Source organism: Xanthomonas sp. F1 (assembly GCF_014199855.1).
Genome location: NZ_JACHOK010000002.1, coordinates 20586 through 43019 on the forward strand (window position 1 = coordinate 20586; position 22434 = coordinate 43019).

Genomic DNA, 22434 nt, shown 5'->3' on the forward strand with positions numbered 1-22434 from the left:
CCGCACGCCGCCCATGTCCAGTTTCCCCTCCGACCGTCCCGCGGCCGCGCCGCGGATCGCGGTGCTGGTGCCGTGCCACAACGAGGCAGCCACCATCGGCCAAGTCGTGGCCGATTTCGCCGCGCATCTGCCCGGCGCGCGCATCCACGTGTTCGACAACAACTCCAGCGACGCCACCATCGCCCGGGCGCGTGCGGCCGGCGCGGTGGTGCGCGAGGTCGCGCTGCAGGGCAAGGGCAACGTGGTGCGGCGCCTGTTCGCCGACATCGAGGCCGACGTGTACGTGCTGGTCGACGGCGATGCGACCTACGATGCGGCGATGGCGCCGGCGCTGGTCGAGCGCCTGCTGCGCGACGGGCTGGACATGGTGGTCGGGGCGCGCCGCAGCGACGAGGCGGCGGCCTACCGCGCCGGCCATCGCACCGGCAACGTGCTGCTGACCCGCTGCGTGGGCTTCCTGTTCGGCCGCAGCTTCGACGACATGCTGTCCGGCTACCGGGTGTTCTCGCGGCGCTACGTGAAGTCGTTTCCCGCGCATGCCGCCGGCTTCGAGACCGAGACCGAACTGGCGGTGCACGCACTGCAGCTGCGCATGCCGGTGGCGGAAGTGGACACCGCCTATGGCGCGCGTCCGGAAGGATCGCAGAGCAAGTTGCGCACCTGGCACGACGGCACCCGCATCCTGTTGACCATCCTGCGCCTGTTCAAGGCCGAGCGGCCCTTGCTGTTCTTCTCGCTGGGTTTCGGCGCCTGCGTGCTGCTGGCGCTGGGGCTGGCGGTGCCCTTGCTGCAGACCTATTGGCAGACCGGCCTGGTGCCGCGGTTCCCCACTGCGATCCTGTGCTCGGCGCTGGTCCTGCTGGGCGTGCTGCTGCTGGCCTGCGGGCTGATCCTGGACACGGTCACGCGCGGCCGCATCGAGGCCAAGCGCCTGGCCTACCTGGCGATCCCGGCCTGGCTGGCGGCGGACGCGCAAGGCACGTACCCCGGTGACGGCGCATGAGTGCGGCCATGTCTGCTGCTGCGGCGCTGCCGCGCCCGACGCGCCGCCAGCGCCTGCTGGCCGCGCTGGATCGCCGCTTCGCCTTCCACAGCCGCGGCAACGTGATCGCGGCGGGTGTGGCGGTCGCGCTCTTGGGTGGGCTGCTGTCGCTGTGGCTGGGCCAGGACGCCAACTGGGACCTGCGCAACTACCACCTGTACAACGGCTACGCCGCATTGCACGGTCGCCTCGGCATCGACCTGGCGCCGGCGCAGATGCAGAGCTACTTCAATCCGCTGCTGGACGTGCTGCATTACGCGCTGTTCGTCGCCTTGCCTGCCCCGCTGGCCGGGTTCGTGATGGGCGTGCTGCACGCGCTGGCGTTCCTGCTGCTGGCCGGCATCGTCTGGCAGGTGCTGGATCCACGGCTGGATCGCGCGCGGTTGGCGCCGTGGCTGGCGTTGGCCGGCCTATGCAGCGCCGCGTTCCTGTCCGAGTTCGCCGGCACCATGGCCGACAACACCAGCGCCCTGCCGGTGCTGGGCGCGCTGCTCGCCGCACTGCATGCGCAACGCCGCCAGCAGGCCGCGGGGCAGGGCGTGGCGCTGGGCTGGTGGACGCTGGCCGGCGCCCTGCTCGGGCTGGCGATGGCCTGCAAACTGACCAATGCGCTGTTCGCGCTGGCCCTGGGCGTGGCCGCGCTGGTCGCCGGCGGGCGCCCGCGGCAGCGCATCGGCGGAGCTGCGGTGCTGACCGCGGTGACGCTGCTCAGCTTCGCGCTGCTGGCCGGACCGTGGCTGCTACGGGTGTGGCAGACCTTCGGCAATCCGCTGTTCCCACAGTTCAACAGCCACTTTCTGGCGCCGCTGGCGCAGCCGGTGGCGGTCAGCGACACGCGTTGGTTGCCGAAGACCTTGTGGGAATGGCTGACCTGGCCGCTGCAGTTCTCGCTGGCGCCGAATCGGGTCAGCGAGGTGCGTCTGCGGCAACTGGTGTGGCCGCTGCTGTATCTGCTGGGCCTGGTCACGCTGCTGCGCTGGGTGCTGCGGCGTCCGCACGCCTCCGCGACGGCGGAGGTGGTCGCGCCAGCCTGGCGTGCGGTGCTGGTGTTCGTGCTGGTGGCCTTCGTTGCCTGGCAGGCCGCCTTCAGCATCCAGCGCTATCTGGTGGTGCCGGAGCTGCTGGCGCCGCTGCTGCTGTGGGTCGGACTGCGGCGCCTGTTGCCGGCACGCATCGCCGCCCCGGCGGCACGTTGGACCCTGATCGCCTGCGCGGCCTTTGCGCTGTACGGCTGGGGCGAATGGGGGCATGAGCGCTGGGCGCGGCAGGCGTTTCGGGTGCAGGCGCCGCCGATGCCGCAGCCGGAGCGCAGCCTGGTGCTGCTGGTCGGCGATGCGCCGGAGTCCTGGCGCATCCCATTCCTGCCCGAGCAGGCGGCGTACGCGTCGGTCGCCTCCAATTTCCCGGAAACGCCGGCCTATGCCGCGCGGGTGCGCGCGATGCTGGCGGCGCGCGGGCAGGGCTATGCGATGTTGCCGGCGGAAGTGGATCGCAATGTCGAGCGCCTGCAGCGGCTCAATGCCATGGCCGCGCGCCTGGGCCTGGATCGCGGCCCCGATTGCGCACTGATGCGGCGCCTGGCGCACCGCCCGGTGCGCGCGGGCGTGGAGGTGGACGCCGGCCGCTGCCGCTGGGTACTGCTGCCGGAACGGACCGTGGATGTCGCCGCCGCGGACCGCCAGACCCAGGCGCTGGCCGCGCAGCAGCTGGCGCGCTACGGCCTGGCGCTGCAGCCGGGGTCCTGCCGGATCTACCCGTCCTGGGTCGGGCAGGCGCGCTTCCCGTACCAGTGGTGCCGGCTGAAGTAAGGGTGCAGCCCTGTCGGCTGGCTAGGGCAGCACGTAGCCGGCCTCGCGCAGCAGCTCGGACAGCGCGATCAAGGGCAGGCCGATCAGGGCGGTCGGGTCCTGGCTGTGGATCGCGCGGAACAGGCTGATGCCCAGGCCTTCGCACTTGAAGCTGCCGGCGCAGTCCAGCGGCTGCTCGGCGGCGACGTAGCGGGCGATGGCGTCGGCCTGCAGCTCGCGGAACTGCACTTCGGTGAGGTCGCAAGTGTGAAGCGTGCGCGCACCGCGCTGCAGGCACACCGCGGTGTGGAAGCGCACGCTGCGCCCGGACATGGCCGCCAGCTGCGCATGCGCCGCGGCCACGTTGCCGGGCTTGCCCAGCGGTTGGCCATCCAGTTCGGCAACCTGGTCCGAGCCGATCACCCAGGCCTCCCCGGCAGTGGCCGCGACCGCCGCCGCCTTGGCCGCGGCCAGCCGCTGCGCCAGCGCCAGCGGGGCTTCGCCGGGCAATGGGGTCTCGTCGACCTGCGGGCGCGCGCAGTCGAAGGGCAGGCGCAGCCGCTGCAGCAGTTCGCGGCGGTAGGCGGAGGTGGAAGCCAGGATCAGCGGCGGCATCGGCGGGGTGGGGCAGGGCGGCGGCGGGCCGGGGCCGGCAGTCTGCGGCGGCCGGCGCGGACCGGCAAGCCGACCCAGGGCCGGGCTGGGGGCGGTTTGACAGCGACGCCGGCAGTCCTTAACATTCTGCGGCTTATGTCCGCGAACGTGCCCGAACTGTTGGATGCCTGGCGGATGGTCGCAGCGCGCAGGGTCTTCGAAGACCGCCTGCCGCTCTCGGCGATGACCCGTCTGCAAGGCAGCCTGGCCGACACCGAAGGCGAATGCCGCTACACGCTGGAATTCGGCCGCGACGCTGTACTGCAAGTGTCCTATGTCGAACTGAAGATCGAAACCGAGCTGCCGCTGATCTGTCAGCGCAGCCTGCAGCGCTTCCTGCTGCCGGTGTCGAGCGTGCAGCGGCTGGGGCTTATCCGCAGCGAGGAAGAAGAAGCCGCGCTGCCGCCGGATCACGAGGCCTTGCTGGTGCCGGAAGACGGCATGCTGCGGCCGGCCGATCTGGTCGAGGACGAGTTGGTGCTGGCGGTACCGCTGGTGCCGGTGGCGCCCGGAAGCGAGGCGGTCGATCGCGACTGGCCGGCGACCGAGGAAGAAACGAGCAAGGTCAACCCGTTCGCGGCGTTGGCGGCGCTGAAGAAACAGTAGCGGTCGGTCCGCCTGCCGCTGCCTGAGGTTGTTGCCGGACGCGCGCGTCCTGCGCGACGTAATGACGACAGATGTAAACGAACCGAGTTTGGAGCAATCCCATGGCTGTGCAGAAATCCCGTGTCACCCCGTCCCGCCGCGGCCAGCGCCGTTCGCACGACGCCCTCAGCGCCAAGCAGCTGTCGACCGATCCGACCAGCGGCGAGATCCACCTGCGCCACCACGTCACCGCCGACGGTTACTACCGTGGCAAGAAGGTGATCGCCACCAAGACCGCGCAGGTCGAAGAAGATTGATTCGTGCCCGTCCATCGCGCTGCGGCGGACGGAGTCACCCATCTTCACAGGCCGCGCCGCACCGGGGCGGCCTGCGTAACAGGCAACAGGAACCAGCATGAGCAAGCGGATCTATTCCAGGATCGCGGGCACCGGCAGCTATTTGCCTGAAAAAGTGTTGACCAACGACGATCTGTCGCAGATGGTCGACACCAGCGACGAATGGATCCGCAGCCGTACCGGCATCCGCGAGCGGCACATCGCCGCCCCCGGCCAGACCGCTGGCGACCTGGGCTACGAGGCCGCGCTGAAGGCGATCGAAGCCGCCGGCATCGACGCCGCCGAACTCGACATGATCGTGGTCGGCACCACCACGCCGGACCTGATCTTCCCGTCCACCGCCTGCCTGATCCAGGCCCGCCTCGGCGTGGTCGGCTGCCCGGCGCTGGACGTCAATGCGGCCTGCTCGGGCTTCGTCTACGCGCTCAGCGTGGCCGACAAGTTCATCTGCAGTGGCGACGCCAGGACCGTGCTGGTGATCGGCACCGAAACCCTCAGCCGCATCGTCGACTGGACCGAGCGCACCACCTGCGTGCTGTTCGGCGACGGCGCCGGCGCGGTGGTTCTGCGCGCCGACGAAGACACGGGCATCCTCAGCACCCATCTGCATGCCGACGGCAGCAAGAAGGAGTTGCTGTGGAACCCGGTCGGCATCGCCACCGGGCTGGGCGACGGCACCGGCGACCCGGCCGCCGGTGGCATCCAGATGAAGGGCAGCGAGGTGTTCAAGTACGCGGTCAAGGCGCTGGACGCCGTGGTCGACGAGACCCTCGAGGCCAACGGCCTGGACAAGCAAGACCTGGACTGGCTGATCCCGCACCAGGCCAACCTGCGCATCATCGAGGCCACCGCCAAGCGCCTGGACCTGCCGATGGAGCAGGTGGTGGTGACGGTGGACATCCACGGCAACACCTCGTCCGCCTCGGTGCCGATGGCGCTGGACGTGGCGGTGCGTTCGGGTCGCGTGCAGCGCGGCCAACTGCTGCTGCTGGAAGCCTTCGGCGGCGGTTTCACCTGGGGCTCGGCGCTGCTGCGCTACTGAGCATGTCCCGTGCCCGGCGCCATCGGCGCCGCGGTACGCAGCGGCAATGCCGGATGCTGCGCGTCGTCTCCACGACGCACGGCGATGCGCTGGCCGACCCCGTCTTTATCGATGCCAGTGCGCGTCAAGCCCGCGCACCCTCGATTGTGCGCAGTCGCGGCGTCCGACGTGCGGAGGGCGCCTGCGCGCGCTGTGTCCGTCGCTGCATCCCGTCGGCGCCTTACCCAGGCCCCTGTGGGAGCGGCCTCAGCCGCGACGGGCTTTCCCGGGAACGCCTGTCGCGGCTGAAGCCGCTCCTACGGTGGCAACGAGGTGACCCCGTTGTGCGGCGGCAGAGCGGGTTGTTGCGGTGCCCTTAACCCGCTCGGTCGAGGTGCGTTCGACCCGAGCGGCGCCAGGGCATCCGCGCCATCGTGCCATCGCCTGGGCGCGAGTCCATGCCGATTCGACCGACGCCCATCGCGCCGTGCCGCTGTCGGCATGCGCTGCCGTCGCCTTGCCTGACGCGGCCGGTCGCAGCGCTTTCCGGGCGCATGTGTCGCGCCCGCCACGCGCGCTATCGGCATGGCGCCCGGCACGGCGGAGCCAGCGTCGCTGGCGCCGCGCGGTGGGTTGGCCGCCATTTCACATACGCCCGGGTACAGACGCCCAGCCGGTTTCGCCCGTATCATCGCCGCTCGATTTTCGCAGGGCCAACCGCGTGACCGATTCCACACTCGCCTTCGTCTTCCCCGGCCAGGGTTCGCAATCGCTGGGCATGCTGGCCGAACTGGCCGAATTGCATCCGCAGCTGCGCGACAGCTTCGCCGAAGCCTCCGAGGGCGCCGGCGTGGACCTGTGGGCGCTGAGCCAGGGCGGCCCGGAAGAGATGCTCAACCGCACCGAGTACACCCAGCCGGCGCTGCTGGCCGCGAGCGTGGCGCTGTGGCGGCTGTGGCTGGCCGAGGGCGGGGCGCGTCCGGCGCAACTGGCCGGGCACAGCCTGGGCGAATACAGCGCGCTGGTCGCCGCCGGCGCGCTGTCGCTGCACGACGGCGCGCACCTGGTGCGGCTGCGCGGGCAATTGATGCAGGACGCCGCGCCGGCCGGCGTGGGCGCGATGGCCGCGGTGCTTGGCGCCGAGGACGCGGTGGTCGAAGAGGTCTGCGCGCAGGCCGCCGGCAGCCAGGTGGTGGTGCCGGCCAACTACAACTCGCCGGGGCAGGTGGTGATCGGCGGCGATGCCGCGGCGGTCGACCGCGCGCTGGCGCTGCTGGCCGAGCGCGGCGTGCGCAAGGCGGTGAAGCTGGCGGTCAGCGTGCCCTCGCACACCCCGCTGATGCGCGAGGCGGCCAACCGCCTGGCCGAGGCGATGCGCGGGCTGGCCTGGCAGACGCCGCAGTTGCCGGTGGTGCAGAACGCCGATGCGCAGGTGCACGACGGCGTCGAGGCGATCCGCCAGGCGCTGGTCGAGCAGTTGTACCTGCCGGTGCGCTGGACCGGCTGCGTGCAGGCGCTGGCCGCCGGCGGCGCCACCCGCCTGGCCGAGTGCGGCCCGGGCAAGGTGCTGACCGGGCTGGTCAAGCGTATCGACAAGTCGCTCGACGGTCGCGCCCTGGGCACGCCCGCCGAGTTCGCCGGCGCACGCGAGGCCTGGGCCTCCTGATCGCCGGCCGCCGCGCGGTGCGTGTGTCGCCCGCGCCGGTTTCCCCCCTTTTCCACCGGCGCCATGCGCCGTCCGTCTCCAAGGAAACGCAGATGAGCAAGCCATTGCAGGGCGAGATCGCGCTGGTCACCGGTGCCAGCCGCGGCATCGGTGCCGCCATCGCCGACGAACTGGCCGCGCAGGGCGCCACCGTCATCGGCACCGCCACCTCCGACGCCGGCGCGCAGGCGATCGGCACGCGCCTGGCCACCCACGGCGGCCACGGTCGCGCGCTGGACGTCACCGACGCCGCCGCGGTCGATGCGCTGATCGAGGCGATCGCCAAGGAATTCGGCCCGGTCTCGATCCTGGTCAACAACGCCGGCATCACCCGCGACAACCTGCTGATGCGGATGAAGGACGACGACTGGCAGGCGATCATCGACACCAACCTGACCAGCGTGTTCCGCACCTCCAAGGCGGTGCTGCGCGGCATGATGAAGGCGCGCAGGGGCCGCATCGTCAACATCGCCTCGGTGGTCGGCGTGACCGGCAACCCGGGCCAGGCCAACTACGCCGCGGCCAAGGCCGGCATCATCGCCTTCTCCAAATCGATGGCCAAGGAGATCGGCTCGCGCGGCATCACCGTCAACGTGGTCGCGCCGGGCTTCATCGATACCGACATGACCAAGGCGCTGCCGGAGGCGCAACGCAACGCGCTGCTGGAGCAGATCGCGCTCGGCCAGCTCGGCCAGCCGTCCGACATCGCCAACGCGGTGGCGTTCCTGGCCGGCCCCGGCGCCGGCTACATCACCGGCGAAACCCTGCACGTGAACGGCGGGATGTACATGCCGTGAGCCTGCGGCGCAGCGGACGCGCCTAAGTGGCTGATCGGCCGGCAATTGTGCAGCGCTGCAAGGGCCAGTCGGTTTCCACTACACTATCCAACGCGGCCATCGCAGCCCGATGGCGTTTTGTGAGTCCCTCAGGAGTACCGCACGATGTGCGGGATCCTCAACTCGAACCACCACTACTCCATCTGGAGCGATATCCCAATGAGCACCATCGAAGAACGCGTCAAGAAAATCGTCGTCGAACAGCTCGGCGTCAAGGAAGAAGAAGTCACCAACAACGCATCGTTCGTCGATGACCTGGGTGCCGACTCGCTGGACACCGTCGAGCTGGTGATGGCCCTGGAAGAAGAGTTCGAGTGCGAAATCCCGGACGAAGAAGCCGAGAAGATCACCTCGGTGCAGCAGGCCATCGACTACGTCAAGGCGCACGTCAAGAGCTGAGGCTGCGTTCGCGATCGCCATCGGCGCCTGCGTGGGCCCGATGCGCGTGACAATCCCATGGGGCCGCGCATGCGGCCCTGTGTTTTTACAGCGTCAAGGCCGCGCGTATCGCGGTGAGGAGATTTCGCAATGAGCCGTCGTGTCGTCGTAACCGGCATGGGCCTAGTGTCGCCGTTGGGCAATGACCTGGCCAGCAGTTGGGAAGGGATCGTCAACGGACGCTCCGGCATCGGCCCGATCACCCAGATCGATGCGTCTCAGTTCACCACCAAGATCGCCGGCGAGATCAAGGATTTCGATCCGACCAAGTTCATCTCGTCCAAGGACGCGCGCAAGATGGATTCGTTCATCCATTACGGCGTCGGCGCCTCGTTCATGGCGCTGGACGATTCCGGCCTGGAGATCACCGAGGCCAATGCCGAGCGCATCGGCGCGATCCTCGGCTCCGGCATCGGCGGCCTGCTCGGCATCGAGGAGCAGACCATCAAATTCCACGAGGGCGGCGCGCGCAAGATCTCGCCGTTCTACGTCCCCAGCACCATCATCAACATGCTGCCGGGCCAGGTGAGCCTGATCAAAGGGCTGAAGGGGCCGACCTTCTCCGCGGTCTCGGCCTGCGCCACCTCCAACCATTCCATCGGCACGGCGATGCGCATGATCCAGCACGGCGACGCCGACGTGATGCTGGCCGGCGGCGCCGAGCGCGGCTCCTCGCCGACCTCGGTGGGCGGCTTCTGCTCGATGAAGGCGATGTCCACCCGCAACGACGACCCCGCCGCGGCCTCGCGGCCGTGGGACAAGGAGCGCGACGGCTTCGTGCTCGGCGACGGTGCCGGCGTGCTGGTGCTGGAAGAGTACGAACACGCCAAGGCACGCGGCGCGCGCATCTATGCCGAGCTGGTCGGCTTCGGCGCCAGCTCCGACGCCTTCCACATGACCGCCCCGAGCGAGGACGGCGAAGGTGCCGCGCGCAGCATGGTGGCGGCGATGAAGGACGCCAAGCTCAATCCCGACCAGATCGACTACCTCAACGCGCACGGCACCTCCACGCCGCTGGGCGACCTGGCCGAGACCCTGGCGATGAAGCGTGCGCTCGGCGATCACGCCTACAAGACCATGGTCAGCTCCACCAAGTCGATGACCGGCCACCTGCTCGGCGCTGCCGGCGGTGCCGAGGCGATCTTCTCGGTGATGGCGATCCATGCCGGCATCATCCCGCCGACCATCAACCTGCACGAGCCGGGCGAAGGCTGCGATCTGGACTACGTGCCGAACGTGGCGCGCGAGAAGAAGATCGATGTGGCGATGTCGAATGGGTTCGGCTTCGGCGGGACCAACGGCACGTTGGTGTTCAAGCGGGTCTAGGAGCCGGGATTCGGGAATCGGGATTCGGGAATCGTCACAGCCGGCGCCTCACTCCCGTCGCGCGCGTCCATCCATCGAGCGGCGCGCGTGAGGTCCGCGCGCGTTGCTGCGGTGTCGCTTGGAACTTGTCTGGCGATGCCTCCCGTTCCCTGACGCTTCTTTCAATCTTCCAGCGGATCTTCGATGCTGCGTACCGTTCCCTTGCCGGCCGACGTCGATCTGCTGGCGCTGCATCGCCTGGCGCCGCAGCGGTATCCGGTGTTGCTGGAATCCGCGGCCTCGGGCACGGCGCAGGGCCGCTGGGATCTGTTGCTGGTCGCCGACGGGCAAGGCCTGCGGCTGGATCGCGATGGCGTGACCCGCGCGCTGGATGGTGTTGCGGTCGCCGGCGATTTCCTGAGTGCGCTGGATGCGCGCTGGCAGGCCGAACGCTGCGAGCGCGACGAGCCGCGCTGGCCCTTCCGCGGCGGCTGGGCGCTGCTGCTGGATTACGAACTGGCTGCGCAGGTGGAGCCGGTGCTGCAATTGCCGCCGTCCGCTGCGACCACGCCCGCGGCGCTGGCCCTGCGCTGCCCCGCGGCGCTGCTGCGCGATCACGTCACCGGCGACTGCGTGGCGGTCGCCGAGTCCGCGCATGCGGCATTGCTGGACGCCGTACTCGCCGATCTGCAGGCGCTGCCCGCGGCGGCGCCTGCGCCGGCCTGGCAGGCTCCGCTGGCGATCGAGGAAGATCCGCCGCAGCGCTTCGTCGACGGCGTGCGCCGCATCCTCGACTACCTGCGCGCGGGGGACGTGTTCCAGGTCAACCTGTCGCGACGCTGGTCGGCGCGCTTCGCCGCGCCGCTGGCGCCGGCGGCGCTGTACGCGCAGCTGCGTCGCGCCAATCCGGCGCCGTTCGCCGGCCTGTTCGTCGGCCACGATCGCGCCGTGGTCAGTTCCTCGCCGGAACGGCTGGTGTCGGTGCGTGGTGACGTGGTCGAGACCCGGCCGATCGCCGGCACCCGCGCGCGCGCGCCGGGCGACGACGAGGCCGCGCGCATCCGCGAACTGGTTGGGCACCCCAAGGAGCGCGCCGAACACGTGATGCTGATCGACCTGGAGCGCAACGACCTGGGACGGATCTGCGCGCCGGGCAGTGTCGAGGTCGACGAGCTGATGACCGTGGAGAGCTACGCCCACGTGCACCACATCGTCAGCAACGTGCGCGGCCGGCTGCGCGCGGGAACGACTCCGGGCGAGACGATCCGCGCCACCTTCCCCGGCGGCACCATCACCGGCTGCCCTAAGGTGCGCTGCATGCAGATCATCGCCGAGCTGGAGCAGACCTCGCGCGGCGCCTACACCGGCGCGTTCGGCTGGCTCAACCGCGACGGCGACATGGACCTGAACATCCTCATCCGCACCGCCGAGGTGGACGGCGCGCAGGTGCAGTTCCGCACCGGCGCCGGCATCGTGTTCGACTCCGACCCGGAGCGCGAGCTCGACGAGACCCGGGCCAAGGCGCGCGGCCTGCTGCGTGCGCTCGAGCCATGAGCGGAGTCGCGCGATACCGGGCGATGCCGGCCGCGCGGTATCCTGCACGCCATTGAATTCGCTCCGAGGTGGTCGTGGCTTGGGCTAAACGCGGGTGTCTGACCCTGCTGGCGGCATTGCTGGTGCTGGCGCTGCTGCTCGCCGCGGCCGGCGCGTGGTGGTGGCACGGCTATCGCGCCTTCGCCGAGCAGCCGCTGCAGGCCACCCAGCCCAGCGTGGAGGTGGCGCGCGGCGCCTCGCTCAACGGCGTACTGCGCAAGCTGCGCGCCGCGGGCGTGACCCAGGGCAGCGACCTGCAATGGCAGGTGCTGGCACGCGAACTGGGCGTGGCCGGCAAGCTCAAGTTCGGCGAGTACGCGCTGCAGCCGGCGCTGAGCCCGCGCGAGTTGTTGCTGCGCATGCGCAAGGGCCAGGTCATCCAGTACCGCTTCACCATCGTCGAAGGCTGGAACGTGCGCCAGTTGCGCAGCGCCTTGAACGCGGCCACGCCGCTGGTGCACACCACCACCGACCTCAGCGACAGCGAACTGATGGCCAAGCTCGGCCAGCCCGGCCAGCATCCGGAAGGCCGCTTCCTGCCCGAGACCTACCTGTACCAGCGCGGCGACACTGACCTGCAGGTGCTGCGCCGCGCGCATGCGGCGATGGACAAGGCGCTGGCCGAGGCCTGGGACGCGCGCGCCAAGGACCTGCTGCTGCAGTCGCCGGAGCAGGCGCTGATCCTGGCTTCGATCGTGGAGAAGGAAACCGGCCTGGCCGCCGAGCGTCCGCAGATCGCCGGCGTGTTCGTGCGCCGCCTGCAACTGGGCATGAAACTGCAGACCGACCCGACCGTGATCTACGGCATCGGCAGCGCCTACGACGGCAACATCCGCAAGCGCGACCTGGAGACCGATACGCCGTACAACACCTACACCCGCACCGGCCTGACCCCGACCCCGATCGCCATGCCCGGGCGCGAGGCGCTGCGTGCCGCCACCAACCCGGCGCCGGGCGACAGCCTGTACTTCGTGGCCATCGGCGACGGCAGCGGTGCGCATGCGTTCTCGTCCAGCTATGCCGAGCACAACGCCGCGGTGGCGCGCTACCTGCAGCGCCTGCGCCAGGCGCGCAGCGGCGCGGCGGTGACGCCATGAGCGAGGCCGTGCTGAGCCACCATCGCTTCGTCAGCCTGGAAGGCGGCGAGGGCGCCGGCAAGACCACCGCGATCAACGCGATCCGCGATTGCCTGCAGGCGCGGGGCCACGAGGTGGTGCTGACCCGCGAACCGGGCGGCACGCCGCTGGCCGAACGCATCCGCGCGCTGCTGCTGGACAAGACGCCCGGCGAAGTCGCCGAGCCGCTGGCCGCCGAGACCGAACTGCTGTTGGTGTTCGCCGCGCGCGCGCAGCACGTGCGCGAGGTGATCCGCCCTGCGCTGCAGCGCGGCGCCTACGTGGTCAGCGACCGCTTCACCGATTCCAGCTACGCCTACCAGGGCGAGGGCCGTGGCCTGGACCGCGCCTGGATCGCCGACCTGGAACGCCGCGCGGTCGGCCTGCAGCCCGGCCTGACCCTGCTGCTGGACCTCGACGTGCAGATCGGCCGCGCCCGCACCAGCGGTCGCGACCTGTGGCCGGACCGCATCGAGAGCGAGCAGGACGATTTCTTCCAGCGCGTGCGTGCCGGCTTCCGCCAGCGCGCCGCGCAGGATCCGCAGCGCTTCCGCGTCATCGACGCCAGCCAGCCGCCACAGGCGGTCGCCCAGGCGGTCGCCGCCGCGCTGGCCGCGTGGGTGCAGCAGCAACAGGAGCCGGCGCCATGAGCGACGCACCGTTCGCGCCGTGGCAGCAGCGCGCCTACGACCAGACCGTGGCCGCGCTCGATGCCGGCCGTCTCGGCCATGGCCTGCTGATCTGCGGGCCGGAAGGCCTGGGCAAGCGCGCGGTGGCGCTGAAGCTGGCCGCGCACGTGCTGGGCCAGGGCGAACCGGCCGCGAACCTGCGCAGCGCGCAGCTGATCGCCGCCGGCACCCATCCGGACCTGCACCTCATCTCGTTCATTCCCAACCGCACCGGCGACAAGCTGCGCACCGAGATCGTCATCGAACAGGTGCGTGAGATCTCGCAGAAGCTGGCGCTGACCCCGCAGTACGGCGTGGCCCAGGTGGTGGTGGTGGACCCAGCCGACGCGATCAACCGCGCCGCCTGCAACGCCTTGCTGAAGACGTTGGAAGAGCCGCAGCCCGGCCGCTACCTGTGGCTGATCAGCGCGCAGCCGGCGCGCTTGCCGGCCACCATCCGCAGCCGTTGCCAGCGCCTGGAGTTCAAGCTGCCGCCGGCCGACGAAGCGATCGCCTGGCTGTTGGCCCAGGACTTTCCCGAGAAGACCGCACGCGAAGCGCTGGACGCCGCGCGCGGCCATCCCGGCCTGGCCGCGCAGTGGTTGCGCGAAGACGGTTTGAAGCTGCGCCGGCAGGTGGCCGCGGACCTGGAGCAGGTCTCCGCGGGCAAGCTCGGCACGCTGGACGCCGCGCAGCGCTGGAGCAGCGACGCGCTGGCCGAACAGCGCCTGGGCCATGCCGCCGATCTGGCGCTTGCCCAGGCGTCGCAGGCCGGCTTGACCGACCCGGCGCGATTGCACAAGCTGGCCGCGTGGTTCGACGCCGCCAATCGCACACGCGATCTGCTGCGAACCACCGTGCGCGCCGACCTGGCGATCGCGGAACTGTTGCTGGCCTGGCGCGATGGCGATCGCCCGGCCCGGAGAGGGGCACAACGATGAGCGCGATGAGCGGACGCCAGGGCATCCTGTCGCTGGCGGTGAAGGACAAGGCGGCGCTGTACAACGCCTACATGCCGTTCGTGAAGAACGGCGGCATCTTCGTGCCCACCCCCAAGCGCTACTTCCTCGGCGACGAAGTGTTCCTGCTGCTGACCCTGCCCGACTCCAGCGAGCGCCTGCCGGTCGCCGGCAAGGTGATCTGGGTGACCCCGGTCGGCGCCCAGGGCAACCGCGCCGCCGGCATCGGCGTGCAGCTGCCGGACAACAGCGAAGGCGAGACCATCCGCACCAAGATCGAGACCCAACTGGCCGGCATCCTCAACGCCGACAAGCCCACCCAGACCATGTAGCGGCCGCGCGGCGACGCCGCGCCACGGACCTCGCAAGGACCCATTGACGCCGCGCGCCACAGCCCTATAATGTGCGGCTCGCGACACGGGCGGTTAGCTCAGCGGTAGAGCATTGCCTTCACACGGCAAGGGTCGCAGGTTCGAACCCTGCACCGCCCACCACGAATTTGAGCGTCATCGAAAAGCCGGCCTAGTGCCGGCTTTTTTGTATCTGCACGTTAACAGCGACTGCGAGTGCGGAACGACGGTATCGACGTGCGTGTTGAATGATGCAGCCGTGTCGGAATCCTGATACCGCCGCGCCGACTTGGTGGCGATCCTCGCCATGCCGAACGCGGGCCACTGGCCGTTCGTCCCGTGGGCCTTGAGCAGGCCTCGTCGAATTCGGAACACGCTGCCGTTGGCGGCCCGAGGAGCCGTCGCGAAGAAGATCCAAGCGTAGATTGCTGAAGCGTTAAACGTTTCACAGGCTGCCGTGTCCAAGTTCGAGGACCGCGGAGCTGACTGCGACGGCTAACGGATTGCGCTTGCAAGTAGGCGTCCTGCAGTGGTGGTTGGAATCCGTATCGCCGTATCTGTTCGGTGCGAATGCGCTGCGACTGGATCCAGCGGGACCTTTGCGTTTTCTGCGCGATGCGCAGGGACGCCTGATGGGCTTCGGGCTCGATGGCGAGTGGTATTTGACACAGTTGTAAGCGTGGCCGGAACAAGACAGAAGCAACGGCCAGCACGGCGCGATCGCCAGGCGAGTTCACCCTGCCGGGCCAGCCCACCTATTTGCAGCGCGCGTCGGCCATTTCGTCGGCCTTATCCTCGTTTCGTCCGAAGGTACCCGCCCAGGTAGTGGTCCGGCTCCATACTCGCGGCCGTTCCATCATGCCGGGGTACATCGTGCAAAACCTCTTCCGTTCCGTTACTTATCGCTTGCTTGTCGGTGTGCTTGTCTTCCTCTGCGCGGCGATGCCGCTGCGGGCGCAATCGCAGGCGATGCCACTCGAAGACTTCATCGCCACCTATGCCGCGCAACACGGCTTCAGCGGCACTGTCCTGGTCCAGCAGGACGGCAAGCGGCGATACCAACGCAGTTTCGGTCTTTCCAGTGTCCAGTACGGCGCCGCCAATGGCGACCAGACCCGGTACTGGATCGCTTCCATCACCAAACTGTTCACCGCCACCCTGGTGCTGCAACTGCATGAAGAAGGAAAGTTGGATCTGCAGGCGAACGTGGCCAGTTACCTGCCCGATTACGCCATCGCCGGTGCCGACCGTATCACCTTGCATCAGCTTCTCAACCATACGTCCGGACTGCGGAACTTCGACCAGGTGAAAAGCTTGGAGCAGGCATTGACCATGGGCTTGCCGACCTACCAGTCGCCCTATACCAGCGATCAGTTGATAAGAAAATTCTGCAGCGGACCGCTACTGCATGCCCCAGGCACGACTTTTGACTACAACAACGGCGATTACCTGATCCTGGGCAAGGTCATCGAACGCGTCACGGGCAAAACCTACGAGCAGGTGCTGAAGGAACGGATTCTGAAGCCGCTGGGACTGAACCATACCGGCATGCTGCGCCATGAAAGCATCGTGGAAGGCTTGGCCTCCACCTACTCGTATCGCGAAGACCTCAAGTCCCTGTCCAACGACTTCCCGGTCTATCCGGAGAACTGGTACGCCGCCGGCGCTTTGTACTCCACGGCCGAAGATGTGCTCAGGTTCTCGGACGCGCTGTTCGGGTCCGGCCTATTGCGCAAGGAAAGCATCGCCCGGCTGACCGCCCCGGGGCTCGACGACTACGGTTATGGCCTGTGGGTCTACGAGACGCGGATAGGCGCCGCCAAGTACCGTGTCGCCAAACGTCCCGGCAGGATCATGGGCGCGCAGGCGCAGTTGTATCGTTTCCTCGACCGCGACCTGACCATCGTCATTCTCGCCAATACCGCCAACACCGACCTGGACGAATTCGTTTCGCGGATAGGCGAGGCCGCGGTCGGTTCAAAGTAGTGCGTGCGATGACTGTTCGCGCGGCCCGAGCCGTGCCTGTTCGTGATATCTACGAAGACGATGCGGTCGAAATTTCTTGGAAAGATGCGTTGATTCCCATGCGTGCGGATATTGATACGCTTTCGATCGACGGCTATCGCCTGTTTCCACGTGCATATGAAATGCGTGGGCTACTGACATCACGCGGACCGCACGCATCCGGATCCATGAAGGCCTGGATCCCCCTTCGGCGGATCTGGTGTTCGGCCTGGTTGTCGGTGAAGAACGTTTCGGGCGCGAACTGGTGCGCATCCAGCAGCAGCTCGATGCGGCTCATGCCTGCCACTGCGCGGCGTGGCTGTCATCAGCATGTTCGGTCCCGCTCGCTGCAGGCCGAGTACGCGGCTGAACTGGAGCGGGCGGCCCCGGGTCGTTGGCATCGATCATCCGATTCCAACCCATATCCCTGCGCCGACTGACCAGCATTGGCTCCCCTTCGGCTCACGACCTGCTCACACCGGCCCTCGATACTGCAGGCATGCCCGAAGGTCCCTCGATCGTCATTCTGAAGGAAGAAGCCGCCGCGTTCGCCGGGCGCAAGGTGTTGCGGGTCTCCGGCAACAGCAAGCTGGACCTGGAGCGGATGCGCAACCGCAAGATCCTGTCGCTGCGCAGTTGGGGCAAGCATTTCCTGATCGAGTTCGATGCGTTCAGTGTGCGCATCCACTTTCTGTTGTTCGGCAGCTATCGGATCAATGCGCGCAAGGACGCGTCGGCGCGCTTGAGTCTGGGCTTCGCCAAGGGCGAGGAGCTGAACTTCTACGCATGTTCGATCAAGTTCATCGACGGTCCGCTGGATGCGGCCTACGACTGGACCGCGGATGTGATGAATCCCGACTGGGATGCGACGCAGGCGCGGCGCAAGTTGCGGCTGCGGCCGCATGCGCTCGCCGCCGATGCCTTGCTGGATCAGGACGTGTTCGCCGGGGTCGGCAACATCATCAAGAACGAGGTGCTGCACCGGATCCGCGTGCATCCCGAGAGCGAGATCGGCGCGTTGCCGCCGCGCAAGCTGGGCGAACTGGTGACCCAGGCGCGCGAGTACAGCTTCGATTTCTATCGTTGGAAGAAAGCCTACGAACTGAAGAAGCACTACCAGGTGCACACCAAGACGGTGTGTCCGCGCGATGGTCATCTGCTCACCTATCGCAAGCAACTCGGCAAGGCGCAGCGGCGCGCGTTCTTCTGCGAGCATTGCCAACGGCGGTATGCGTTGTCAGAGGTGCAGACTGAAATGTTCAAGTAGTCCTGCTTGCATCAGTAGGTTGGAGAACGCTGGTGCCTGAAGAAGCAAGGCACAGGTTGCACCCTCAGCTATCACAACGTGATCCCGGCGCTACTGTGGCGGTGACGCTTGCCGCCTCAATGAAAATCCCGGCTGCGGATATCCAGGCCAAGCAGCATGGGCGTCAGGTCTTCCAAGTGGCCGGCGATCAGGTGGCGGACCTTGCCTTCGGTCTCGACGCGGCCGCGCACCAGCAGCAGCCGGGATTCGATCAGGGCCTGACGCTGGCGTTCGGCCAGGCGCCGCCACACCACCACGTTGACCAGGCCGTGCTCGTCTTCGAGGGTGATGAAGGTGACGCCGCTGGCGGTCTGCGGGCGTTGGCGCATGGTCACCAGGCCGGCGATGGCGACCGCGCTGGCGTGCGGCAGGTCGCGTAGTTCACCGGAATGGCGGTAACGGCGCGCACGCAGCTGCGCGCGCAACAGGGTCAGCGGGTGCTTGCCCAGGGTGGTACCGATCGTCGCGTAGTCGGCGCGGATGTCCTCGCCCTGGCTGGGCAGCGGCAGTGCGACCTGTTGTTCGGGCGTGGCCGCGAGCGCTTCGAACAGCGGCCGCTGCGCCTCGACGCCTGCCACGGCCCAACGCGCGCGATGGCGATGGCCGGCCAGCGCTTTCAGCGCGCCGGCGTCGGCGAGCGCGGCGCGGGCCTTGTCGTCGAGTGCGGCGCGGTGGCACAGGTCGGCGAGGTCGTGGAACGGGGCCTGCGCGCGCGCCTGCTGCAGGCGCAGCGCGTCTTCCTCGGCCAGGCCGCGGACCAGGCACAGGCCCAGGCGGATCGCCGGCTGCACCTGCGGATCGGAGCTGTACGCTTCCAGGCTGCAGTCCCAATCGCTGTAGCGCACGTCCACCGGCCGCACCTGCAGGCCGTGGCGACGTGCGTCCTGCAGCAACTGGTCGGGGCTGTAGAAGCCCATCGGCCAACTGTTGATCAGCGCGCAGGTGAACGCCGCCGGTTCGTGGCACTTGAGCCAGCAACTGGCGTAGGTGAGCAGGGCGAAGCTGGCGGCATGGCTCTCGGGAAAACCGTAGCTGCCGAAGCCCTTGATCTGCTCGAAGATGCGTCCGGCGAATTCGGCGCTGTAGTTCTTCTTCAGCATGCCTTCCAACAGCTTGTCGCGATGCGGTTCCAGGCCGCCGTGGCGTTTCCAGGCGGCCATCGAGCGGCGCAACTGGTCGGCCTGGCCCGGCGTGTAGCCGGCGGCGACTACCGCGAGTTGCATCACCTGTTCCTGGAACAGGGGCACGCCGAGCGTGCGCTTGAACACTTCGCGTAACTCATCGGGCAGATCATCGGTAGCCTCCTCGCCGCTGCGCCGGCGCAGATACGGGTGCACCATGCCGCCCTGGATCGGCCCGGGACGCACGATCGCCACCTGGATGACCAGGTCGTAGAACTCTTTCGGTTGCAGCCGCGGCAGCATCGCCATCTGCGCCCGCGATTCGATCTGGAACACGCCGATGGTGTCGGCGCGCTGGATCATCGCGTAGGTCTGCTTGTCTTCGGCGGGAATGGTGGCGAGCGTGTAGTCGCGGCCGCGGTGCACGCGCAGCAGGTCCAGGGTGCGCCGCAGCGCGCTGAGCATGCCCAGCGCGAGCACGTCGACCTTCATCAGCCCGACCAGTTCCAGGTCGTCCTTGTCCCACTGGATCACCGTGCGATTGGCCATGGTCGCGTTCTCCACCGGCACCAGGGTGTGCAGCGCATGCTCGGAGATGACGAAGCCGCCGGGGTGCTGCGACAGGTGCCGCGGGAAGCCGATGAGTTGGCTGGCGAGTACCAGCAGCCGGCGCATCACCGGTGTGTCCGGGTCGAAACCGCGCTCGCGCAGCAGTTCCTGCGCCGACTCCACCGGATCGCGCTGGCCCAGCGCGGAAGACAGGGCATCGACGGTGTCGCTGGGCAGACCCAGTGCGCGCGCCACGTCGCGCACCGCGCTGCGCGTGTGGTAGCTGATCGCCACCGCCGCCAGCGCGGCGCGCTCGCGGCCGTAGTGACTGAAGATGTACTGGATCACTTCCTCGCGGCGGTCGTGCTCGAAATCGATGTCGATGTCCGGCCGCTCCTTGCGCTCCTCGGAGATGAAGCGCTCGAACAGCATGCCGATGCGATCCGGATCGATGGCGGTGATGCCCAGCGCGTAGCACACTGCCGAGTTCGCCGCCGAGCCGCGGCCCTGGCACAGGATGTCCTTGGAGCGCGCGAAGCGCACCAGGTCGTAGACGGTGAGGAAGTAGGACTCGTACTGTAGCCGCTCGATCACGCCGAGTTCGTGTTCGATCAGGCGCCGCGCCTTGTCCGGCACGCCGTGCGGCCAGCGCTCGGCTGCGCCGCGTTCGGTGAGGATGCGCAGCCATTGCGTGGGCGTGTGCCCGGGCGGGACCAGTTCGTGCGGGTATTCGTACTGCAGTTGGCCGAGGTCGAATGTGCAGCGCTGCGCGATGCGTGCCGTTTCGGCCAGCAGCGCCGGTGGATACAGCGTCGCCAGCGTGGCGCGTGGGCGCAGGTGGCGTTCGCCGTTGGGATACAGGTGGGCGCCGGCTTCGTGCAACGGCAGGCGCTGGCGGATCGCGGTCAATGTGTCCTGCAGGGCGCGGCGGCCGCGTGCGTGCATGTGCACGTCGCCGCTGGCCACGGCGGGCAGTTGCAGCGCATGCGCCAACTGCAGGCGCGCCTGCAGCAGCGTGGCGTCGTCGGGGCCGCGCAGCAGTTCCACGGCCAGCCACAGCCGCCGCGGGAAGCGTGCCTGCAGCCAGGCGCCGTCCGCGGCGTCGTCACCATCGCCACGCGGCAGCCACAGGCACAGCAGGCCGTTGCCGTCGTCCGCGCTGGCCAGATCCTCGCGCAGCGCACGGTAGCTGCCCTTGTCGGCGCGGCGTCGGGCCAGGGTGATCAGCCGGCACAGCCGCTGGTAGCCATGCAGGGTCTCGGCCAGCAGCACCAGCTTGGGGCCGTGCTCGAACTGGATCTCGCTGCCGACGATGAGGTGCAGGCCCATGTCCCGGGCCGCCTGCCAAGCGCGCACGATGCCGGCCAGGCTGCATTCGTCGGTGATCGCCAGGGCGCGGTAGCCGTGGCGCAGCGCGCGTTCGCACAGTTCCCAGGGGTGCGAGGCGCCACGCTGGAAACTGAAGTTGGACAGGCAATGCAGTTCGGCGTAGTCGGGCAGCGCGGTGTCGGCTGGCGCGCGCGGCGCGCTGGCGGTGGGTGCGCTGGCTTGCGCAGGCGCAGGCGTCGGCAGCAGCCGCAGGCGCGGCGGCATGCGTGGGTGCGGCGGGGTGTGGCTCATGCGAACCAGCCGTGCAGCATCAGCGCATCAGGCGCGTCGGCCGGGGCGAACGCCCAGGCGCGCTGGCCCTGGCGGGTACGCACGACGTAGTAGTCGCGGCGCACGTCGCCGTCGTCCCACCAGCCGCTCTCGATGCGTTCCGGCCCGGCCAGGCGTTCGGGCGCGCGCTCGCGCAGTGGAATTGGCTGCTGCAGCAGCCAGCCAGGCCGTGGCGGTGCAGCAGCGGCGGGCGCGCTGCGCGCGGTGGCGGATTCGGCGCGCCAGGCCAGTTCCGGGCGATGGTCGGCGTGCGCGCGCAGGCCATGCACGGCGTCGTCGCCCAGGCGCGCGCGCAGGCGTTCGCGCAGTTGTTCCCACGGCAGCGCCTGCTGCGCGCGTTCGTCGAACAGTTCGCGCGCGGCCGGCACGAACGGCGGCAGTTCGTCGGCGCACAGGCGCAGCGCCTGCACCGGCGCCGGCACGCTGGCCTGCTGCAGGCGCCCGCGCGCCAGTTCGAACAGCATCGCCGCATCGCGCTCGGCGGCGAGCAGGCCCACCGGCACCACGCTGGGCTCCAGGTCCTCGTGTTCGAGCAGCAGGCGGAAGCGCTGCACGCCGCCATCGCGCCCGGCCAGGAACGCGGCCAGGTCCTGGGTCAAGCGGCGCAGCGGGAACAGCAGCGCTTGGTTGGATTCGGTCACATAGCCCAGTTCGACGCGCGCATCGAAGCGGTCCGGCGGCAGGTAGTACTGCAGCGGCAGCGGCGCCTGCCCGCGCAACGCGTCCAGGTGCTGCAGCAGGGCCGGCGGATAGCGCCGTGCCAGCGCGGTGCGCGGCAGGGCGAATAGCTGCTGCAGGCGGCGCAGGCCCATCCGCGCGAAGCCGTCGGCCAGGGCCGGCGACAGCCCGGCGCGCGCGATCGGCAACTGCCCCAGCGCGCGCTGCAGCGCGGCGTTATCGAGCAGGGCGATGCCGTCGTGCGCATTGACCAGCGCCCGCGCGGCCAGCGGATGCGGTGCCACCACGATGCGGTGGCGGAAGCCCAGCGCGGTCAGTTCCTCGCGCAGCCGTGCCTCGAAGCGTGGCCAGGGACCGAACAGGCCGAGGCTGGCTTCGATCTCGAGCAACAGCGCGCCGGGGTAGTCGGTGCTGACCAGCGAACTGAAGCGGTAGGCCCAGGCGGCCAGGAACTGCTGGCTGCGGCGGCTTTCTTCGGCATCGTGCAAGGCGGTGGCGAAGCGGTCGCACAGCGCCTGCGCGGTGACCAGCGATTGCCCGGGGCGCAGGCCGCGGGCGCGCGCGGCGGCGTTGACCGCCTTCAGCGTGCGCCGCTGCGGCGGGCCGTCGAGCAGCGCCAGCGGTTCGTCCGGCGACGGCCAGCGGCGCAGGACGGTGTCCAGCGCCAGTTGCGGCAACAGGATGCAGGCCCAGCGCATGCCCG

The 22434-nt window shown here is 69.1% G+C and carries 20 protein-coding genes and 1 tRNA gene; 17 read left to right on the forward strand and 4 right to left on the reverse strand.

The annotated features are described in order from the left end of the window. The first annotated feature begins 13 nt into the window (after positions 1-13). Both GGR71_RS04830 and GGR71_RS04835 read left to right on the forward strand, forming a co-directional pair. Positions 14-1003, forward strand: coding sequence for a glycosyltransferase family 2 protein (locus GGR71_RS04830; protein WP_160963998.1), 990 nt, complete (start codon positions 14-16; stop codon positions 1001-1003). An 8-nt stretch (positions 1004-1011) separates the two neighbouring features. Then, positions 1012-2850, forward strand: coding sequence for a glycosyltransferase 87 family protein (locus tag GGR71_RS04835; protein ID WP_237474720.1), 1839 nt, complete (start codon positions 1012-1014; stop codon positions 2848-2850). 21 nt (positions 2851-2871) lie between these two features. Here the strand turns inward: GGR71_RS04835 and GGR71_RS04840 are convergent, their stop codons facing one another. Further along, entirely contained in the window at positions 2872-3444 is a 573-nt protein-coding gene (locus GGR71_RS04840; protein WP_184451702.1) for a Maf family nucleotide pyrophosphatase, read from the reverse strand. 135 nt (positions 3445-3579) lie between these two features. Here GGR71_RS04840 and GGR71_RS04845 point away from each other — a divergent pair, with 135 nt between their 5' ends. The 14 genes from GGR71_RS04845 (at position 3580) to GGR71_RS04910 (ending at position 16400) form a co-directional block, all read left to right on the forward strand. Continuing rightward, positions 3580-4089, forward strand: a complete 510-nt coding sequence (locus GGR71_RS04845; RefSeq protein WP_010342480.1) for a YceD family protein — start codon at positions 3580-3582, stop codon at positions 4087-4089. Between the two features lie 101 nt (positions 4090-4190). After that, a complete protein-coding gene (rpmF, locus tag GGR71_RS04850; RefSeq protein ID WP_010342479.1) occupies positions 4191-4385 on the forward strand; it encodes a 50S ribosomal protein L32 in 195 nt (64 codons plus the stop codon). 97 nt (positions 4386-4482) lie between these two features. Then, the gene (locus GGR71_RS04855; RefSeq protein ID WP_160963216.1) at positions 4483-5466 is read left to right on the forward strand and encodes a beta-ketoacyl-ACP synthase III; all 984 of its coding nucleotides are present in this window, start codon (positions 4483-4485) and stop codon (positions 5464-5466) included. Positions 5467-6166: 700 nt separating this feature from the next. After that, complete coding sequence (fabD, locus tag GGR71_RS04860) at positions 6167-7111, forward strand: ACP S-malonyltransferase (RefSeq protein ID WP_160963214.1); 945 nt, start codon at positions 6167-6169, stop codon at positions 7109-7111. 92 nt (positions 7112-7203) lie between these two features. Next, a complete protein-coding gene (gene fabG / locus GGR71_RS04865; RefSeq protein ID WP_160963212.1) occupies positions 7204-7947 on the forward strand; it encodes a 3-oxoacyl-ACP reductase FabG in 744 nt (247 codons plus the stop codon). Between the two features lie 198 nt (positions 7948-8145). After that, the gene (gene acpP / locus GGR71_RS04870; RefSeq protein ID WP_010342475.1) at positions 8146-8385 is read left to right on the forward strand and encodes an acyl carrier protein; all 240 of its coding nucleotides are present in this window, start codon (positions 8146-8148) and stop codon (positions 8383-8385) included. A gap of 129 nt (positions 8386-8514) precedes the next feature. After that, on the forward strand, positions 8515-9750 hold the full coding sequence (gene fabF, locus GGR71_RS04875; protein WP_048490158.1) for a beta-ketoacyl-ACP synthase II: 1236 nt from the start codon (positions 8515-8517) through the stop codon (positions 9748-9750). 183 nt (positions 9751-9933) lie between these two features. Further along, complete coding sequence (locus GGR71_RS04880) at positions 9934-11283, forward strand: aminodeoxychorismate synthase component I (protein ID WP_160963210.1); 1350 nt, start codon at positions 9934-9936, stop codon at positions 11281-11283. 68 nt (positions 11284-11351) lie between these two features. Next, positions 11352-12419, forward strand: a complete 1068-nt coding sequence (gene mltG, locus GGR71_RS04885; RefSeq protein WP_456362587.1) for an endolytic transglycosylase MltG — start codon at positions 11352-11354, stop codon at positions 12417-12419. Beyond that, positions 12416-13087, forward strand: coding sequence for a dTMP kinase (gene tmk / locus GGR71_RS04890; protein ID WP_160963206.1), 672 nt, complete (start codon positions 12416-12418; stop codon positions 13085-13087). Before mltG ends, tmk begins: the two co-directional genes overlap by 4 nt. After that, entirely contained in the window at positions 13084-14046 is a 963-nt protein-coding gene (locus tag GGR71_RS04895) for a DNA polymerase III subunit delta' (protein WP_160963204.1), read from the forward strand. The genes tmk and GGR71_RS04895 overlap by 4 nt, the downstream gene beginning before the upstream one ends. Continuing rightward, positions 14043-14396 carry a PilZ domain-containing protein gene (locus GGR71_RS04900; protein ID WP_010342469.1) on the forward strand — a complete coding sequence of 118 codons (354 nt, stop codon included), beginning with the start codon at positions 14043-14045 and terminating at the stop codon, positions 14394-14396. The genes GGR71_RS04895 and GGR71_RS04900 overlap by 4 nt, the downstream gene beginning before the upstream one ends. An 87-nt stretch (positions 14397-14483) precedes the next feature. Further along, a tRNA-Val gene (locus tag GGR71_RS04905) sits at positions 14484-14558 on the forward strand. A gap of 714 nt (positions 14559-15272) precedes the next feature. Then, positions 15273-16400: a serine hydrolase domain-containing protein gene (locus tag GGR71_RS04910; protein WP_160963202.1), complete on the forward strand. Its 1128-nt coding sequence runs from the start codon at positions 15273-15275 to the stop codon at positions 16398-16400. A 133-nt stretch (positions 16401-16533) separates the two neighbouring features. On the opposite strand, the gene GGR71_RS04915 is transcribed toward GGR71_RS04910, so the two are convergent. Further along, a complete protein-coding gene (locus tag GGR71_RS04915; RefSeq protein ID WP_160963200.1) occupies positions 16534-16716 on the reverse strand; it encodes a hypothetical protein in 183 nt (60 codons plus the stop codon). 201 nt (positions 16717-16917) lie between these two features. Between GGR71_RS04915 and GGR71_RS04920 the strand changes: the two genes are divergently transcribed. After that, on the forward strand, positions 16918-17685 hold the full coding sequence (locus GGR71_RS04920; RefSeq protein ID WP_160963198.1) for a DNA-formamidopyrimidine glycosylase family protein: 768 nt from the start codon (positions 16918-16920) through the stop codon (positions 17683-17685). Positions 17686-17801: 116 nt separating this feature from the next. Here GGR71_RS04920 and GGR71_RS04925 read toward each other — a convergent pair whose 3' ends face one another. Next, entirely contained in the window at positions 17802-21014 is a 3213-nt protein-coding gene (locus tag GGR71_RS04925; RefSeq protein ID WP_456362588.1) for an error-prone DNA polymerase, read from the reverse strand. Further along, a complete protein-coding gene (locus GGR71_RS04930) occupies positions 21011-22429 on the reverse strand; it encodes a Y-family DNA polymerase (protein WP_160963194.1) in 1419 nt (472 codons plus the stop codon). Before GGR71_RS04930 ends, GGR71_RS04925 begins: the two co-directional genes overlap by 4 nt. Positions 22430-22434 lie beyond the last annotated feature (5 nt).

Bases quoted from the DNA above. Each gene is read 5' to 3' on its own strand.
- tmk (WP_160963206.1), top strand. From the start codon at position 12,416: ATGAGCGAGGCCGTGCTGAGCCACCATCGCTTCGTCAGCCTGGAAGGC.
- fabF (WP_048490158.1), top strand. From the start codon at position 8,515: ATGAGCCGTCGTGTCGTCGTAACCGGCATGGGCCTAGTGTCGCCGTTG.
- GGR71_RS04830 (WP_160963998.1), top strand. From the start codon at position 14: ATGTCCAGTTTCCCCTCCGACCGTCCCGCGGCCGCGCCGCGGATCGCG.
- GGR71_RS04900 (WP_010342469.1), top strand. From the start codon at position 14,043: ATGAGCGCGATGAGCGGACGCCAGGGCATCCTGTCGCTGGCGGTGAAG.
- GGR71_RS04915 (WP_160963200.1), bottom strand. From the start codon at position 16,716: ATGAGCCGCATCGAGCTGCTGCTGGATGCGCACCAGTTCGCGCCCGAA.
- GGR71_RS04855 (WP_160963216.1), top strand. From the start codon at position 4,483: ATGAGCAAGCGGATCTATTCCAGGATCGCGGGCACCGGCAGCTATTTG.
- fabG (WP_160963212.1), top strand. From the start codon at position 7,204: ATGAGCAAGCCATTGCAGGGCGAGATCGCGCTGGTCACCGGTGCCAGC.
- GGR71_RS04920 (WP_160963198.1), top strand. From the start codon at position 16,918: ATGCCCGAAGGTCCCTCGATCGTCATTCTGAAGGAAGAAGCCGCCGCG.
- GGR71_RS04925 (WP_456362588.1), bottom strand. From the start codon at position 21,014: ATGAGCCACACCCCGCCGCACCCACGCATGCCGCCGCGCCTGCGGCTG.
- GGR71_RS04880 (WP_160963210.1), top strand. From the start codon at position 9,934: ATGCTGCGTACCGTTCCCTTGCCGGCCGACGTCGATCTGCTGGCGCTG.
- GGR71_RS04840 (WP_184451702.1), bottom strand. From the start codon at position 3,444: ATGCCGCCGCTGATCCTGGCTTCCACCTCCGCCTACCGCCGCGAACTG.
- GGR71_RS04895 (WP_160963204.1), top strand. From the start codon at position 13,084: ATGAGCGACGCACCGTTCGCGCCGTGGCAGCAGCGCGCCTACGACCAG.
- GGR71_RS04910 (WP_160963202.1), top strand. From the start codon at position 15,273: ATGCCGGGGTACATCGTGCAAAACCTCTTCCGTTCCGTTACTTATCGC.
- GGR71_RS04835 (WP_237474720.1), top strand. From the start codon at position 1,012: ATGTCTGCTGCTGCGGCGCTGCCGCGCCCGACGCGCCGCCAGCGCCTG.
- GGR71_RS04930 (WP_160963194.1), bottom strand. From the start codon at position 22,429: ATGCGCTGGGCCTGCATCCTGTTGCCGCAACTGGCGCTGGACACCGTC.
- GGR71_RS04845 (WP_010342480.1), top strand. From the start codon at position 3,580: ATGTCCGCGAACGTGCCCGAACTGTTGGATGCCTGGCGGATGGTCGCA.
- acpP (WP_010342475.1), top strand. From the start codon at position 8,146: ATGAGCACCATCGAAGAACGCGTCAAGAAAATCGTCGTCGAACAGCTC.
- rpmF (WP_010342479.1), top strand. From the start codon at position 4,191: ATGGCTGTGCAGAAATCCCGTGTCACCCCGTCCCGCCGCGGCCAGCGC.